Origin of the sequence: Rhodococcus sp. KBS0724, from assembly GCF_005938745.2 — a bacterium.
Lineage (GTDB): Bacteria > Actinomycetota > Actinomycetes > Mycobacteriales > Mycobacteriaceae > Rhodococcus_F.
The window spans coordinates 6,267,409-6,284,361 of sequence record NZ_VCBX02000001.1; the positions used below are offsets into that span (position 1 = coordinate 6,267,409).

Here is a 16,953-nt window from a genome sequence, read left to right on the forward strand (position 1 = left end):
TGGAGGATCCTGCCTTGCCGTGAAAGTTAGGCGGAGTGCGCCAACTCTGGTTCCTTCTCGAGCACCGGCGGAGCAGCTTCGATCGTCACGGCCTCTTGCGTGTAGTGGAAGTGCGGGCGACGGTGGCCGATGAAGGATCCGAACCAGGACATGACTGCGACATAACGGTTTCGGAAGCCCACCATGTACATGACGTGCACGGCCAACCACACGAACCACGCGATGGTGCCCTTGAATTCGATCTTCTTGCCCACCCGGACCACAGCGCTGAATCTGCTGATGATCGACATGCTGCCCTTGTCCATGTACTTGAAAGGCGTTCCGGCCTTGCGCTTTCCATTGACAATCTTGGCGGCGTGACGGCCACCCTGCATCGCGACGGGCGACTGACCGGGCAAACCATTGAGCGAGGTCATGTCGCCGACGGCATACACGTTGGCGAAGCCGCCCACGGTGAGGTCGGGATTGATGAGGAGTCGACCAGCGCGGTCGCTCTCACAACCGGTTGCAGCTCCGAGAACTGCGGCAAAGTCGTTGGCACGCACACCGGCCGACCAGATGACCGTCTCGGCGTCGATGCGCTTTTCTTCCTTGGTCTGGATCGACGACACCGTGACGCCGTGCTCGTCGATGGCGGTGACCATGGTGTTCAGAACTACCTCGACACCGGACTTCTCGAGCGATTTCTGCGTGTATTCGCTGAGCTTGCCGCCGAAGGCGGGCAGTGCAACGCCGGCACCTTCAACCATGGTGACGGTGACTTCTTCGGCGCTGATGTTGTTGATAGCCATCGCGAAATAGCGGCGCGCCAATTCCTTGATCTGACCGGCCAACTCGACACCCGTGGCACCGGCGCCGACAACGACAAAGCTCAGCAGGTTCTTGCGCGTCAATGCGTCGGTGGTGGTGTGAGCCTCTTCGAAGCAGCGCAGGATCTGCTTGCGCAGCAATTCTGCGTCCTCGACGGTCTTGAGCTTGTACGTGACCTCGGCAAACTCGTCGCGGCCGAAATACGCCTGCGTTGCTCCGGTTGCCGCGATCAGTGAGCGATATCCGAGCGTGTGCCGTTGACCCGACGCCTCGTAGACGATTGTGCTGTCTTCGGCATTGACCTCGACGACGCGTCCGAGACGGACGTCCGCATCGGGGAACTTCTGCAGAATGTTGCGGATCGGCGGAGCAATTTCGCCGGCCGAGAGCACGCCGGTCGCAACCTGGTAGAGCAGCGGTTGAAAGAGGTGCTCAGTGGTCTCGGAGATGAGGACGAAGGGCGTCTTGGACTTCGTGAGCGTCTTCGCGGCAGCAAGTGCCCCGAACCCGGATCCGACGATGACGACCTGAGTCTTCTCGTGTCCCGTTGCATCCACATCTGCGCGACCCGCAGCAGTTCTGTCCACCACAAACTCCTAAACCAAATTGAAAGTATGACTATTACCGTATGGAACGGTCATAGGCTCAGTCCAGCTAGCTGCAGTATTCGCAAGACTGTTATCTGTTTTGCTCATAAGTAGGATGTCGGTATGGACTTTCGCCAACTCAAGTATTTTCTCGTCGTCAGCGAGGAACTGAGCTTCAGCCGTGCTGCCGAACGGTGCTTCATCTCCCAATCCGCCATCAGCCATCAGGTGGCGCGGTTGGAGAAGGAACTCGGCGCGACGCTCTTCGAACGGTCCACCCGAGCGGTGCACCTCTCGCCGGCAGGCTCCCGATTGGTGCCGATAGCCCAACAGGTTCTGAGCCTCGAAACCATGGCCTACTCGGTGGCACGCGATCCCAGTGCACGCATCCGCATCACCGGGAACATGAGTTTTGCCGGTCAAACCCTGGATGCGATTGCCCATGTGCGCGAACGACATCCAGATCTCGACGTCGAGTTCGTGATCAAGAGTTTTGCGCACCGCATGGACGCGGTGGCGTCGGGGGATGCAGACATTGCACTTATTCGCGGTAGCGTCGACCGCCCCGGTCTGGAACCTATCGACCTGGGCGTCGAGGATCTGCTGATCGTCATGTCGAGCCGCCACCCATTGGCCGGCCAGCAGAGCGTCGACCTGAACGATCTCGCCGCATACCCCCTGCTGCTGCCGCCCCGCCAAAGTCAGGTACTGATTCACCAGGTCGTGGAAGACGCATTCCGGGAAATCGGCCGTCGAGTGCAGCTGGGCCCGGCAATTCCGAGCGATCACACCGCCACCCTCGACGTCATCACGAACCCCAAGGCCTGGACCCTGCTGTACTCGATCACCGCAGGCGAATCACCTCGGGCCGGAATCAGCTTCATGCGAGAAGCGCACGGCCGCTTGCGAATCCCCGTATCCGGCGTCACGCGTAGCGGCGCCACCCACGTACCGGAGTTCAACGATCTAATTCAGGCACTCAAAGATTCCATGAACCCATCTTTCACTGAGTGAAAGTTGGGTGGTCATCAGTTCCTCGGCAAAGCAGCGTGGTGGGTAACCATGTGATGCGGCCGAGCGGCGCATCCCTTTTTTTCAAGGAGCGACCATGACGAGTTTGATGACCGAGCCGGTCTGGGAATCGAAGATTTTTGCCGGAGAATGGATCGCCGGCGGGGCCGCAGATCGCATCGTTGTCGAACCCGCAACAGGTAAACAGCTCAGCACTGTCGGCATAGCTACGCCCGACGATGTCGCTGCTGCAGCAGCGAAGGCCGCTGTCGCTCAAAAAGACTGGGCAGCACGGCCGTACACCGAGCGAGCAGCTGTGCTGCGCCGCGCGGGTCAACTGTTCGAGCAGTACGCCGACGAAATCGCCGAGTGGGTAATCCGCGAAGGCGGCAGCATTCCAGCCAAAGCCGGGCTGGAAACCCACACCGCCGCGGAGGAGTGCTACAACGCCGCTGCCCTGGCCGCTCACCCGGTCGGCGAGGTTCTGCGTTCCGAACAGCCCAGACTCAGTTTCTCGCGGCGCGTCCCCGTCGGGACTGTCGGCGTCATCGCTCCCTTCAACTTTCCGATCATCCTGGCCATCCGCGCGGTTGCTCCCGCCCTAGCGCTGGGCAACGCCGTGATCCTCAAGCCAGATCCGCGCACCGCGATCTGTGGCGGCGTGGTCCTCGCCCGAGTCTTCGAAGAAGCCGGCTTGCCGGCCGGCGTGTTCAGCATGCTGCCAGGCGGCGCCGACGCCGGTGAAGCCATCGTGGTTCATCCGAGCGTCCGCGTCATCGCCTTCACCGGATCGACCCGCGCCGGCCGAGCAGTCGGTGAGCTGGCGGGCCGTCACCTCAAGCGCGCCCATCTCGAACTGGGCGGCAACAACGCCCTGATCGTCATGGACGACGTCGACCTCGAAAAGGCAGTATCGGTAGGCGCTTTCGGTTCGTTCATGCACCAGGGACAGATCTGCATGACAACCGGGCGCCAACTCGTTCACGAGAGCATCGTCGGCGATTACACCGCACTCCTCGCCGAGCACGCCGAGAAGCTTCCAGTCGGCAACCCCTTCACCGGCCAGGTAGCGCTCGGCCCCATCATCGACGCGAAACAACGCGACCACATCCACTCGCTCGTCACCGAAAGCATCGCGGCCGGAGCGAAACTGGCAGCCGGCGGCACCTACGAAGACCTCTTCTACCGGCCGACGGTCCTGGCTGATACTCCACTCACAGCACCCGCTTTTGCCGACGAGGTGTTCGGCCCCGTCGCGCCCGTAACATCCTTCTCCAGCATCGACCAGGCAATCGCCATCGCCAACAACTCCGAATACGGTCTGTCCCTGGGCATTCTGACCGCCGACGCCATGCGCGGGCTCGAAATCGCCCAGCAGATCCCGACCGGTCTCGTGCACATCAACGATCAGACCGTCGGTGACGAAGCCGTCATCCCCTTCGGCGGCATGGCATCTTCCGGCAACGGGGGTCGCGTCGGCGGCATCGGGGCCAACCTCGACGCCTTCACCGAAACCCAATGGGTGACCGCGCAAAGCACACTGCCCGTCTACCCCTTCTGATCCACATCACCCAGGAGCACAACATGACCCATGCAGCACGCGCGGCGGTCGTCGACAAGATCGGCCAACCGTTCACCATCGGTGACGTCACACTGGACACCCCACGCGCGGACGAGGTCCTGGTCCGCATCGTGGCCGCCGGTGTGTGCGGCACCGACCTCGGCGTTCAAGCCGGCCACATTCCGTTCCCGTTGCCCGGCGTTCTGGGCCATGAGGGAGCGGGCATCGTCGAAGAGGTGGGCAGCGCTGTCACGACGGTCAAGCCCGGCGACAAGGTTCTGCTGTCCTTCACCAGTTGCGGATCGTGCCGAAACTGCCGCACAGCGCACCCGGCGTATTGCCAGGAGTTTCTGCCGCGCAACCTGATCGGCGGTAGTCGAGCCGATGGTACTGCCACGATCTCGCGAGCTGGCGAAGACTTGAGCGGCCATTTCTTCGCTCAATCCTCGTTCTCCACCTACGCCCTTGCTGACGAGCGCGGAGTCACAAAGGTCTCCGACACCGCAGATCTCGGTCTACTCGCTCCGCTCGGATGCGGCATCCAGACCGGCGCAGGCGCGGTACTCAACATCCTGAAGCCCGAACCCGGCTCGACCATCGCGATCTTCGGCGTCGGAGCTGTGGGCATGGCCGCGGTCATGGCTGCAAAGCTGACCGGTGCCGAGCGCATCATCGCGATCGACATCGTGCCGTCCCGCCTCGACCTGGCGCGCGAACTCGGCGCAACCGACGTCATCAATTCGAAGGATCTCGACGCCGCAACGGAGCTGGATCGCATCAGCGACGGCCTTGGTATCGACTACGCCATCGATGCCACCGGAAACGTCCATGTGCTCGCGACTGCGATCGAATGCCTCGCTCCGCTGGGTACCGTCGCTGCGATCGGCGCGCCCGCCGCAGGAACCACCGTGGCGGTGGATGTGAATTACCTGCTGAACGGCCGCAAGTTCATCGGCGTCACCGAGGGCGACGCGGTGCCGCAGGTGTTCCTGCCGTCGTTGGTGGCATTGATCGAACAAGGACGTTTCCCGCTGGAGAAGCTGGTCAAGCACTACCGGTTCGATCAGATCAACGAGGCGGCCGAGGGCATCAAGGACGGCAGCGTACTCAAGCCGGTGCTGCTGTTCGACTGATTCCGGCTGCGCTTCGCGCGAGGTGGGTAGGAGTGCACACAAGAACTCCCACGGACCCACATCCCGCATCAGCAAGCGACTAGTGTGCAGAATTACCCAGGCACATCGGGACATGAAAAGAGGAGTCACACGAATTCGTGTGACTCCTCTTCTCGATTTTCAGTTGTCAGCTCGTACTGCGAGCATCCACTTTGTCGTCGTCGTCATCGCGCTCGATCGCTGCGGGCTCGATGGCTGACTTCTCGAGGTCGATCGGCGTATCACCGGTGCCGACTTCTTCCGCATCAGGCTCTACCGGCAGCGGCTTCTTGAGGCTCAAGATGATCGAGCCTGCCAGCACCACGATGATCACGGCGAGGCTGACCAGAGACGGGATCTCGGGGATAGACGTGCTGATCACCTTGTGACCGGCCTGCATGATCAGCTTCACGCCGATGAAGGCGAGAATGATCGACAGACCCTTGGACAGGTAGTGGAACTTCTCGAGCATGCCCGAGAGCAGGAAGTACAGGGCACGCAGACCCAGGATCGCAAATGCGTTGCTGGAGTAAACGATGAACGGGTCGTCGCTCACTGCCAGAACTGCCGGGACACTGTCGACGGCAAACACGAGGTCGGCCGCTTCGATGGCTACGACAACCGCGAACAGCGGTGTTGCGATGCGCTTTCCGGCTTCCTTGACGAAGAACTTGGTACCGGCGTACTCGTCCTGGACGGGCATGACCTTGCGCAGCATGCGAACTGCGAACGACGTGCCGGGGTCGAAGCTGTCGTCCTCGTCCTTGAGGAGCTTGTACGCGCTGTAGAGCAGGATCGCGGCGAACACGAACAGTACTGCCGTGAACTTACTGACGATCGCGACACCGGCGGCGAGGAAGATACCGCGGAAGATCAGGGCGCCGATGACACCGAAGAACAGGACGCGGTGCTGGTACTCACGCGGCACCTTGAAGTAACCGAAGATCAGGGCGAACACGAACAGGTTGTCGACGGAGAGACTCTTCTCCAGCAGCCAGGCCGTGGTGAATTCGACACCTGAGTCCACCCCCAAAGTCAGGGTGACAACCACCGCGAACACCAGCGACAAACCGACCCAGAGTGCACTCCACCTGGCGGCTTCCTTGAATCCGATGACGTGCGCGCCGCGGTGAGCAAGCAGGTCGATCAGCAACATGATGACGATGACGGCGGCAAACGCGGCCCACGCCCATACGGGAACAGTCATCGCCGATCACCTACCCGACTGCCACGGTTAACTTCAGTCACGGGATTCTCCTTTACCTGGAAGACGATTACTTCGATCACGTACTTCGATCACGACGGCCGTTTCACCGTCTTCACCAGTTTTCCTTGCCGACTTCAAACCATCACGGTCTATTTATCGACGACTTTTCCCGTTGAGATTGCCGGATTACGGCAATATTGATCCGTTTGCGCATGTCGGCAATCCAACCGAGTGTTCTAGCCTGGCAATCATGAGCACCTCGTTGTACTACTCCGCCGTTCGCCCAGAACCGTTGTCGGCCGACGAGAGGACGGAAATCGACCGTCTGATCGCCGTGCACAACGACGAGTTCCCCTTCGACGCCGAAGTCCTGGACTTGTACGACTCGGACATCCCGAACACGGTCCTGAACGGGTCCACCAAGATCTCGAACGACGAAACGGAAATCATCCCGTCGCTCGTGTACTGGTTCAACGCGCTGACCGAACTCAGGCGCGCCTTGCCGGACGCGCAGTGGGATGTCTCGCTCGACGACACACCCGTCGACTGGGACGACGAGTCGGGCTACTCGCTGCCCGGGCTGCCAGACATCAGCTGAGCGGTGTTCGCGGCCAATCGAGAAGCCTGGCCCCGAGCACTGCGGCGTGCAGCGCAAAAGCGTCGCCGGGATCATTGACGTTCTGGCCGGTGAGCTCACGGATGCGATCCAGGCGGTAGGTCACCGCCCGCACCGACAGGTGCAGATCCCTGGCGGTCTTTGCCGTGTTCCCGCCCGCCGCGAAGTAGGCGAGCAGAGTATCGACCATCGGCTCCGCTCCCCCGCGCGCCTCGAGCAGAGGTGTGAGGAGAGTCTGGATCAGATCTGTGACGGCCGGCCTGTCGTTGACCAGAACCCGATAGACCAGCAGATCCCGCGCATCGATCACCCGCGAGTCCAACGACAACCGCTGTGCGAGATCGAGTGCGTCGAGCGCCTCGCGGTACGACGCCACCACACCGGCGGCCGTGGTGCGCGGCCGTCCGACCGCAATCTGCCAGGCCACGTCCATCGCGCGTCGTTGCAATTGAACGCGTCCGGCGCCATCGGTCCCGGATTCGAGAGCCAACCGAATTCCACGAAGCACGTGGTCGATTGCCTCTCGATCCGGCGCCGCAAACACGATGACCAGTTTGCCGCTCTTGCTGGCGACCAACGCGTCGGCGTCACCTTTGCTGCCGAGCACTGCACGTTCGACAGCTCTGAGAAGAGGATTGTCGTCGGTAAACTCACGAGAAGCGGTCACGACGGCCACCGAATGCGGTCCGGACAAATGCAACCCGAAACTCGAAGCGCGAGCGAGCAATCCGACAACATCGGCGCCACCGGTCAACAAATCGTCCACGAACTCGCGTCGCGCGGATACTTGCGAACGCACGAGTGAGCGCTGCGCGAGCTGGAACCCCTCCGTCAGTTCCGCGACGGCGTCGTCGACGGCCCGGAGCATCACCTCGCCGGCTGCTACTACAGCGTTCGGATCCGATTGTGCTGCAATGACAGCGGGAAGTTCGCGCCACAGACGCCAGGCCGACGAAAGGTACAGGTCGAGCAACGCGCGTAAGGCAACACCCTGCTCGGCTGCTTCCTCGCCACGGCCACGGAATCGGTGAAGTTGCCTCCGCTGCAGCGGTTTACCGTCGCAGACAGCTGAGCTGATCACGTCGAGGAAATCGCCTAGAAGCTCGATCGGCAATCCACCGGCGTCGTCTGCCCCCGCTACTGCCACCCGACGAAGCACATCTGCGGGTACACCGGTTCCGTTCACTCCCGCATTCTCTCACTGCGCGGGTGTCAGGACAGAAGCATCGAACCCGTATCCAGGTAGCGCTGATGGAACGAGAAGGCCTCGCCCAGGATGTGGGGAGTCTGACCGGCGCCCGGCTGCGCGTCGGCGCGGGCCACATAGTCATGCAGCAGCGGACGGAATTCGGGGTGCGCGCACTTGTCGATGATCAGACGGGCGCGACGTCGCGGCGAGAGGCCACGCAGATCCGCCAAGCCTTGCTCGGTGACAAGCACCTGGGTGTCGTGTTCGGTGTGATCGACGTGCGGCACCATCGGGACGATCGCAGAAATCGCACCACCTCGAGCCGTCGACGGACTCAGGAACATCGAGACGTAACCGTTGCGCGTGAAGTCGCCGGAACCGCCGATTCCATTCATGATTTTTGTACCCATGACGTGGGTCGAGTTCACGTTGCCATAAATATCGGCTTCGAGCATCCCGTTCATCGCGATGATGCCGAGGCGGCGGATCACCTCGGGATGGTTGCTGATCTCCTGCGGACGCAAGGTGATGCGGTGGCGGTAGAAATCGACGTTCGCCGTCAGTTCTTCGATGCCTTCTTCGGTGAGCGCCAAAGCAGTCGTCGACGCGTGTGCAACGGTTCCGTCCTTGATCAGGCGAAGCATGCCGTCCTGGATGACCTCGGAGTAGCAGGTCAGGCCCTTGTACGGTCCGCGATCCAGCCCACCGAGCACCGCGTTGGCAACGTTGCCGATGCCGGCTTGCAGTGGCAGCAGCGTGTCGGCAGGTATGCGGCCCGCACGCACCTCGAAGTCGAAGAATTCCAGAACGTGACCCGCAATGGCTTCGCTGACCGCATCGGGTGCTGCCAGCGGGCTTGCGCTGTCGCGGCAGTTGGTCTCGACGACGGCCACGACCTTGGCTGGATCGACCCGGAACGTCGTCTGACCGATGCGGTCCTCGACGCGAATGATTTCGAGCGGCTTTCGGTGGGGTGGCAGAGCGGTGCCGTAGTAGATGTCGTGCATGCCCTCCATGGCCTCGGGCACCCACGAATTGACCTCGAGGATGACCCTGTCGGCAACATCGAGCCAGGTCTTGTTGTTACCGACCGATGCGGCGGGAATCAACTCACCCGACTCGGTGATGCCGGCAACCTCGACCACCGCCACGTCGACCTTGCCGTAATAGCCCTCCCAGACCTGCTGGGCGACGTGCGAGAGGTGGATGTCGACGTAGTCCATCCGGCCGTCGTTGATCCGCTTACGGGCCGTCGCCTCTGACTGGTACGGCATGCGCAGCGCGATACCGTCGACCTCGGCGAGTAGGCGCTCGGTCTCGGTGGAGACCGAGGCGCCGGTCAGGAGGTTGATCGTGAAGTTCGACCCCTCCCCGCGAGTGTGGTGCATCCGCTCGACCAAAGCAGGAATGATGACCTTGGGTGTCCCGGCGTTGGCAAAACCGCTGATCGCGACGGTATCGCCGGGGTGAATGAACTTCACCGCATCGGTTGCGGACATCACTTTCGAAGCAAGAACTGTGCTGCGAATACGTCCGGAAGCCGTTTTGTGCCCGGGGTCACCCACTGAGGAAGTCACGCCAACAGGATAAACACAGGCGGTCTCGGCAAAATATTCGGATTGTCGAGACAGATTCGATTGACCGTGATATGAGTGCGGTTAACGGTCGCCACGGTCCGTACCCTCAGGGCACCTGATTCGAGACCGAATGGAGCTTCTCGTGCGAACCACGCCGCCGACAGTCACTCTGCCCCTCGAACAACTTGCCACGCGCGCGGCATCGCTGATCGTCGACGGCCGTCGATTCGTCCTCGGCATCACCGGTCCCCCGGGCGCCGGAAAATCAACGGCATCGCGGGCGATTGCCCGGGCGCTGGGTTCACACTGCGCCGTGGTCGAGATGGACGGCTTTCATCTTGCCAATCGGGAACTCGACAGGCTGGGCCGACGTGATCGCAAAGGTGCGCCGGACACCTTCGACGCAGACGGTTATGCGGCACTCTTGCGTCGGCTGCGAACGCAGGACAACACGATCTACGCGCCGATCTTCGATCGCGGGATCGATGAATCCATCGGCAGCGCGGCGCCCATCAATCCGGAGACTCTACTGATCGTCACGGAGGGCAACTATCTCCTTTTCGAGTCGGGAGCCTGGCCAGCTGTCCGCGCGTCACTCGACGCCGTCTGGTATCTCGACGTCCCGGAAGAAACTCGCACCGACAGATTGGTGACACGACACAACCGCTTCGGAAGAAGTTCCGAAGCGGCTGCGGCGTGGGTACACACGGTGGATCAACCGAATGCCGTTGCTATCGAGGCAGTTCGGGAACGGGCGGACCTGATTGTCAGGATCGATCCGTCAGAGAGCCCGTGATTCGAGTCTTCGGCCCTAGGATCCCCCTCCCGTGCCGAAGAACGCTGCAAGTCCGGCAGCACCGGCGATGCCGCCGAAGATCGCGGCAATTCCGCCGGCAACTGTGACAACGCTGTCGAGGATGTTGAGATCACTCTCGGACGAACCCATAGCAGTCCCCTTTCAAGGGTGTTTATTGTGGTTGAAACTATTGTCCTGCAAGGTATTTACAGGACATGCATGACGTGCTTGATCCTCGTGTACTCCGCGAGCGCGAACTCCGATAGATCCTTGCCGTAGCCCGATCTGCCGAAACCGCCGTGCGGCATTTCAGCAGTCAGCGCGCCGTGTGTGCCGACCCAGACACAACCGAAATCGAGTTCGGCGGTCATCCGCATGGCGGTGCCGTGATCGGATGTCCACACACTCGACGCAAGTGCATATTTTGTTCCGTTTGCAAGTTCGAGCGCCTCGGCCTCCGTAGTGAAGACCTGGACTGTCACCACGGGACCGAATACTTCTTCCTGCACCAACTCGTCGTCCTGCTGAACCCCCGAAATGATGGTCGGCGGATAGAACGAACCAGGTCCAGATGGTTTTTCCCCACCAATACGTACGACCGTATTGGGAGACCGTCGATCGACCATCGCGGCAACACGATCACGATGCGCGCGACTGACGAGCGGACCGAGATGATCAGCGTCCGACTCCAACGCACTGAGCTTCAAGTGGGCGGTAGCGGCGGTCAGCTTCTCGGTAAATTGCTCGGCCACCGACGCGGCGACCAAAACCCGAGTAGCAGCCGTGCAGTCCTGCCCGCAGTTGTAGAACGCGCCGTCCACAATCCCGGCGGCAGCTGCGTCCAGGTCTGCATCGGCGAATACGACGGCCGGAGCCTTGCCGCCGAGTTCGAGATGCAGCAGCTTCATGTCCTCCGATGCGGCCTTGGCCACGGCGATGCCGGCCCGCGTCGACCCGGTCAAGGCGATCATCCGCGGCGCAGGATGGGCGACCAGCGCCGCACCCGTATCCCGACCACCGCACACTACGTTCAGAACACCCCGCGGATAGATCTGGGCTGCAAGCACTCCCAGCATCACCGCGGTCTCGGGCGTATCCTCGGCCGGTTTGAGAACAAGCGTGTTACCGGTAGCGAGAGCGGGAGCGATTTTCCAGACTGCCATCATCAACGGGTAGTTCCACGGAGCGATCGCACCGATTACTCCGATCGGCTCACGCCGAACATACGACGTTTTACCTTCCGCGTACTCCATCGCCGCAGTACCGGGCAACGAGCGCGCGATACCCGCGAAGTACCGCAGGAAATCGACGCACTGTGGAACTTCTTCATCCCTCACTTGCGCGAGAGGCTTTCCGGTACTACGGCATTCGACGTCCACAAAATACTGTGCATTGGACTCCAGCGCATCGGCAAGGGCCAAGAGCAGTTCCTGACGACGCGCAGGCGTCGACTTGCGCCATGTCCGGAAGGCTTGGACAGACGAGCTGCACGCTCGTTCGATGTCCTCCACAGACCCGATGGCGGCCCGTGCATACACATTATCGGTGGCCGGATCCACCAGTTCGGACAGTGCCCCGGCAGGGATTTCACACACCCCGTCGATGACGTGACCGAATGTCTCCACTCTCATCGACGAAGCAACGCTCACGAACGTGCTCCTGGAAGAGCGATGAAGTACTTCTTGGACGGCTCGACCGTCTCCCACGTACCCCGAAACGACTTCGGCACGAAAAAAGCATCACCCGAAGCGAATTCACGACGCTTTCCGTCGAGATCGGTCAGCGCCACGCGGCCGCTGATCATGATGCAGACCTCGTCGTACGGGTAAGGGTCACACAGCAAAGTGCCCGGCTCCCCTTCCCAACCACCGCCGAAGTACTCACCATCCGGATCACCGAACGATCGCCATTCCGATTCGGACCAATTCGCGCTCGCATCATCACCCCATTGCGGCACGAACTGCGTCCCCTGGCCGGGGCCGAAGGTTCGAATGTCATCGACACTCATGTCAGTTTTCCTCCGTGTTCAAGCTTGTCAATTGGGCGGCAAATAGATTCAGCACGTTGACAGTTATCCGTTCGGTGAAGGGATCGTGATGGATCAGTCCGCTCACCCATTCGGTGGAACCAGCGTTGAACACCGTCCCCAGACCTCGCTGATGACACGCCACCATGCCCGATCCGTATTCGAGATCGCGAAGATACTCGGGTGGCTCACTCCCGTAGAAACATTCAAGAATGCCCTTCACTTCGGCAAGAGGTGCGCCGATCGGGACTGTGCCGGTCCAGCGGTCACGCGAGCCGCTGACTGCCGGTGCCATCGCAATGATTTCCAGATCCTCGGGCGCACCGTCTTCTCCAGTGGCATATGGCTGGCCTTTTCTGAACGTGTAATCCACTCCGTCCATCTCGAATCCGGCAACACAGATCGGGGCGATCCCGAAGTTGTCGCCGTAGTACAGGTCGGTTCCGTTCAGCGCCCAATGATCCGGCCGGTATACCGTGAAACCGCCCGAGGACCTGGGAGTTGTTGCACCGTAACGATTGTAGACTCCCGCCATGCCTGTCAAACCCATCGTCCACGCACCCGGCCGTCCAACCTCGGGTGAATCCCACGCCGTGGTCACCCGTGTCGGATCAACGTCGCGCATCGGATCTTCGAACGGATTCTTATAGCAGATTTGTGCATCTCCTTCGATGCGCACCTGCCAGAGGAAGTTTCCGCCGAAGCGCGCCAAACCGCCTCCACCGTCGACAAACTCGTCGATACGGTCGCGCATTTCCCAGGACCAGTACTCGTCGTGCCCGACAAGCACCGCGCACGAATAACCCTCCAGCGCTTGAGGATCCTCGTGCAGATCGTGCTGCGTGATGTGATGCACGTGGTAGCCCTGCTCTTCTGCCCACACCGTGAACGGCCGTTCGTAGGTGGCCCAGAACGCATCGGCATGGTGGCGCGAGTACCCGTTGACCCAAGCCCATTCGTAGGGTGGGTGGCGCGGGATCCAACCCACTCCGGGGGTGTCGGTGTGAATATTGCGCGCCGCGCCCTCGGGTTTGCGCAGCATTCCTCGTGCAATCGGGCGCTGGGTCGAGGAAATCGGTGTCGGGATATCACCGGAACCGTCGGGGACTCCGCGATAGTGGTTGGCTCCGCCCCAGTCGTTGTACGCGAGCATCGTGCTCGTCGTGTGAATGAGAACCATGTCCGCCTGCTCGGGTTCACGCGATCGGACGATGAAGAAGCCTTCGCGCTCCACGACCCTTCCTTCGTGACGCATGCGCACAAGAATCAAGTACATTCCCGACGTCCAGTTGGACGCAACCGTAAATGCCAATGACTCAGACCATCCGCAGCCCGTCGCGAAAGCGTCGTCGGGCGTCGGTTGCTGCTTACCGGGCAGACCGAAGTACTCGACGATGCTCTGTGGGCGGGCTCCGTCTCGCACGATCTCGAGGTCGTATTCGTCTGCGGTGGTGTGTACTCGAAGAGAGACGGTGTCGCCGGCGAAGTACGAGAACTTGTCTGCGTACACCCAGATCTCCGGCTCTCCCGGGTTGAATCCCGGCCGTTCGACCAATCCGCCGGGGACCGACCATGCGTATTCACTCATGCCGAAAGCTCCTCGATCGAGTGGCTGCGAAGCCACAGGCTCCGAAGGACCCCCACTACGAATGCAATGACCAGCGGTACCACGAACAACAGATTTTGAGCCGTCGTCAGGCCCGTCATGGCGCCCATGTTGGCTTGCAGAAATCCGAGTGCCACAACGAGTGCAACCGTCGCGAGCGAAGGCGCAATCAGCCTCTGCCACAATCCTTCTCCTCTAGCTCCTTTCGAAAAGAATCGGAGCACTGCAATCGAAGTCAGAATCTGCAGAGCAAGCACCGCAAGGATGGTCGGGGTGTTCGTCCACAAGACAACCTGCGTGTACGGATCTGCTGGGGTCAACGCAAATCCTGCGATCGCGAGAAAGGTCAACGCGCCCTGCATAATTCCGGCGACGCTGGGGGTACCGGTCGACGCCGACACCTTTGCCAACACCGTCGGCAAGATCCTGGTTCGCCCCATTGCAAGTAGATAGCGACTACACGCGTTGTGCAGAGCCAGGCACCCTGCGAAGAAACTCGTGACGATGAGCAGGTGCATGACGTCGGTCATCATCTCGCCCGCAAATTCACTGTTGAGGTCGAAGATGAGCTCGGACGGATCGCCGCCGAGGAAGTCGACCATGCGACTCGGCCCGACGGCTTGCACGATCACCCAGGCACAGAAGGAATAGACGACTGCCAGGACGGTGACTGCCGTGTACGTCGCCTGAGAAACGGTGCGCCGGGGGTCGACCACCTCTTCGCTGTAAATCGCCGTTTGCTCGAAGCCGACAAAGGACGTGAAGGTCAACACGAAGACGCTGGCCAAGCCGGCCGTCAGGAAGGTCGAGGGCGAAAAACTGCCCAGCGACAGTCCTTCATGCCCGCCTTTGACCAGGACCGCAACACAGAAAACTGCGAGCACGCCGAGTTCGAGAGCCATCAACACCGCGAGCACCTTGGCACCGATGTCCACCCGGTTGTATCCCACGACCGTAACCAGAACGGCAATTGTCAGCGCGCATGCGTAGATCGGAACCGAGATACCAAAAAGACTGTCGAGGGTGGACGACGTGAAAATGCCGCACGCGACGACAAAGCCGATTTGACCGCCGAGATAGCCGACGTAGGCCACCACCGAAGATCCGGCGCCGACGATGGTGCCGAGTCCCTCCGTGATGTAGGCGTAGAAGGCGCCCGCACCTCGGATATGCCTGCTCATCGCCGTGAATCCGACCGCGAACAGTAGATAGACAATTCCCGGAACGATGTACCCAACCGGAAGTGCAGCGCCCGCGCTCATCAGTCCGAGGGGCGCAAATCCCACCAGAATGGTCAGGGGTGCTGCGGCGGCGATGACGAAGAACACCAGATGCCGGCTGTTGATCGTCCCCGCACGAAGCCCCGGCGTAGATCCGGGTGGATGTGTGGCGGGATGTGTGGCGGGATGTGTGCCCGCTGGTCGCGGTTCTGTTTTGTCGGCCATGAATGACTCCGTGCGTAATCGCAAGTATGTGCGTGGGAGGGGGAAAGTCGCCGGGTTCGCCCCAAATTTCACTCGACGTTCCACCGGCATTCTTAGAGAGTGCCGAATCGTTTCATCAGAGTCAATACCTGCGATGAAACGATTCTCCTCAAGGTTCTATCGGTGCCCATGGCCCACATCTGACACACGCCGAAACGATTGAGCGATACCCTGGAAACACAAACCGACCAGCGAGTAGGAACGAGTCGACAATGGGCACGCCGAATACCCCGACGCTTCGCGATGTCGCGACCGCAGCAGGGGTTGCGGTCTCGACGGTCTCGTACGCTCTCAACGGCAAAGGAAGGGTGGACGCGGCCACTCGCGCCAGAGTCCAAAATGTCGCCGACCAACTCGGTTACACAGCCAACCGGGCGGCGCAGAATTTGCGATCGGGCCGAACCGCGACGCTCGGCTTGATGCTCCCGGCACCGGCCGAGTTGTCTTCCGCGGAGTACCTCAACTTCGATTGGTACGGGCGGGTCGCGACTTCTGCGACGCAGGCTGCGTTTCACGCCGATCATTCGCTCTTGCTACTGCCGTCGATGAAAGATCCGAACGGTCTACGACGCATCCCGATGGACGGCGTGATCGTTGTCGATCCGATGTCACAGGATCCCCGCATCGACGTCTTACAGAAGATCCGAATCCCCTCTGTAGCAATTGGTCCCGCAACTTCGGATTATTTCGGCTACAACGCGTGCCCTGATCTGGTCTCGACCACCGAAACGTTGCTGAACCACCTTGCAGAACTGGGCGCAACCAACATCTTCGTCCTGGCGGCCGGACCTGATTCCGAATGGACCCGTGCGACCACAAACGCCTACGTCGCGTGGTGCCACGTCCGCGGTATGCGTGCTCGAGTCAGCAATCCACTCGGCGTCCAATCCGGAGCCGGTACTGTCGAGCAACTCGTCCGCGCCGCGTATGTGTCGACATACGATGCGTTGACTTCCGAAAACCCGCCCGACGCGATTGTGTCGCTGATTCTCGGCTGTGCGCCGGCAGCCGCTCGCGCAGCACTCGACCTGGGGTTGTCGATTCCGGGAGACATTCTCATCGCTCAGGACATCGACGAGCCTGCTCTCACCGTGTCCGATCCTCCGATCACGGCGTACGACTTCTTCCCCGAGGAACAAGCAAGGGTCGCAGTCGACGCACTTCTCGCTCTGATCGGTGGGACTGAACCCCCCACTCGTGGCCATACCCACAGTGAACTGCGCATCCGAGCCAGCACGGACCGAACCGTCGCCACCTGAAATTCACTTGTCGTAGATAGACTGCCATTCACGACAAAAGCTCCAGCGTGACGAGAGGAATCCGGCCATCGCG

At 61.1% G+C, this 16,953-nt stretch carries 15 protein-coding genes; 6 read left to right on the plus strand and 9 right to left on the minus strand.

Going from position 1 to position 16,953, the window contains the following annotated elements; translation table 11 throughout:
• Positions 1-26 precede the first annotated feature (26 nt).
• The gene (locus tag FFI94_RS28940; protein WP_138870861.1) at positions 27-1,397 is read right to left on the minus strand and encodes an NAD(P)/FAD-dependent oxidoreductase; all 1,371 of its coding nucleotides are present in this window, start codon (positions 1,395-1,397) and stop codon (positions 27-29) included.
• A 123-nt stretch (positions 1,398-1,520) separates the two neighbouring features.
• On the opposite strand from FFI94_RS28940, the gene FFI94_RS28945 reads away from it, so the two are divergent.
• From FFI94_RS28945 to FFI94_RS28955, 3 genes are all read left to right on the plus strand, one after another.
• Positions 1,521-2,411 (plus strand): LysR family transcriptional regulator, encoded by an 891-nt coding sequence (locus FFI94_RS28945; protein ID WP_045065541.1) that lies wholly within the window; start codon positions 1,521-1,523, stop codon positions 2,409-2,411.
• A 94-nt stretch (positions 2,412-2,505) separates the two neighbouring features.
• On the plus strand, positions 2,506-3,969 hold the full coding sequence (locus FFI94_RS28950) for a benzaldehyde dehydrogenase (protein ID WP_138870862.1): 1,464 nt from the start codon (positions 2,506-2,508) through the stop codon (positions 3,967-3,969).
• 23 nt (positions 3,970-3,992) lie between these two features.
• Entirely contained in the window at positions 3,993-5,102 is a 1,110-nt protein-coding gene (locus FFI94_RS28955; RefSeq protein WP_138870863.1) for an NAD(P)-dependent alcohol dehydrogenase, read from the plus strand.
• 166 nt (positions 5,103-5,268) lie between these two features.
• On the opposite strand, the gene FFI94_RS28960 is transcribed toward FFI94_RS28955, so the two are convergent.
• Positions 5,269-6,327, minus strand: a complete 1,059-nt coding sequence (locus FFI94_RS28960; protein ID WP_138870864.1) for a TerC family protein — start codon at positions 6,325-6,327, stop codon at positions 5,269-5,271.
• A 250-nt stretch (positions 6,328-6,577) separates the two neighbouring features.
• On the opposite strand from FFI94_RS28960, the gene FFI94_RS28965 reads away from it, so the two are divergent.
• Complete coding sequence (locus FFI94_RS28965) at positions 6,578-6,925, plus strand: hypothetical protein (RefSeq protein WP_138870865.1); 348 nt, start codon at positions 6,578-6,580, stop codon at positions 6,923-6,925.
• Here the strand turns inward: FFI94_RS28965 and FFI94_RS28970 are convergent.
• On the minus strand, positions 6,918-8,129 hold the full coding sequence (locus tag FFI94_RS28970; protein WP_138870866.1) for a CdaR family transcriptional regulator: 1,212 nt from the start codon (positions 8,127-8,129) through the stop codon (positions 6,918-6,920). The genes FFI94_RS28965 and FFI94_RS28970 overlap by 8 nt on opposite strands.
• Before the next feature lie 26 nt (positions 8,130-8,155).
• Complete coding sequence (locus FFI94_RS28975; RefSeq protein WP_138870867.1) at positions 8,156-9,709, minus strand: acetyl-CoA hydrolase/transferase family protein; 1,554 nt, start codon at positions 9,707-9,709, stop codon at positions 8,156-8,158.
• Positions 9,710-9,851: 142 nt separating this feature from the next.
• On the opposite strand from FFI94_RS28975, the gene FFI94_RS28980 reads away from it, so the two are divergent.
• Complete coding sequence (locus FFI94_RS28980; RefSeq protein ID WP_138870868.1) at positions 9,852-10,505, plus strand: nucleoside/nucleotide kinase family protein; 654 nt, start codon at positions 9,852-9,854, stop codon at positions 10,503-10,505.
• A gap of 15 nt (positions 10,506-10,520) precedes the next feature.
• On the opposite strand, the gene FFI94_RS34405 is transcribed toward FFI94_RS28980, so the two are convergent.
• Genes FFI94_RS34405 through FFI94_RS29000 form a run of 5 tightly spaced genes read right to left on the minus strand, consistent with a single transcriptional unit; the run spans position 10,521 to position 15,582 of the window.
• On the minus strand, positions 10,521-10,655 hold the full coding sequence (locus FFI94_RS34405; RefSeq protein WP_260684406.1) for a hypothetical protein: 135 nt from the start codon (positions 10,653-10,655) through the stop codon (positions 10,521-10,523).
• A gap of 56 nt (positions 10,656-10,711) precedes the next feature.
• Positions 10,712-12,154 carry an aminobutyraldehyde dehydrogenase gene (locus FFI94_RS28985; protein WP_138870869.1) on the minus strand — a complete coding sequence of 481 codons (1,443 nt, stop codon included), beginning with the start codon at positions 12,152-12,154 and terminating at the stop codon, positions 10,712-10,714.
• Positions 12,151-12,513 carry a cupin domain-containing protein gene (locus FFI94_RS28990; protein ID WP_138870870.1) on the minus strand — a complete coding sequence of 121 codons (363 nt, stop codon included), beginning with the start codon at positions 12,511-12,513 and terminating at the stop codon, positions 12,151-12,153. Before FFI94_RS28990 ends, FFI94_RS28985 begins: the two co-directional genes overlap by 4 nt.
• Position 12,514: 1 nt before the next feature.
• Positions 12,515-14,119 carry a N,N-dimethylformamidase beta subunit family domain-containing protein gene (locus tag FFI94_RS28995; protein WP_138870871.1) on the minus strand — a complete coding sequence of 535 codons (1,605 nt, stop codon included), beginning with the start codon at positions 14,117-14,119 and terminating at the stop codon, positions 12,515-12,517.
• On the minus strand, positions 14,116-15,582 hold the full coding sequence (locus FFI94_RS29000) for an APC family permease (protein ID WP_138870872.1): 1,467 nt from the start codon (positions 15,580-15,582) through the stop codon (positions 14,116-14,118). The genes FFI94_RS28995 and FFI94_RS29000 overlap by 4 nt, the downstream gene beginning before the upstream one ends.
• A gap of 251 nt (positions 15,583-15,833) precedes the next feature.
• Between FFI94_RS29000 and FFI94_RS29005 the strand changes: the two genes are divergently transcribed.
• Entirely contained in the window at positions 15,834-16,880 is a 1,047-nt protein-coding gene (locus FFI94_RS29005; protein WP_138870873.1) for a LacI family DNA-binding transcriptional regulator, read from the plus strand.
• The last annotated feature ends 73 nt before the right edge of the window (positions 16,881-16,953 follow it).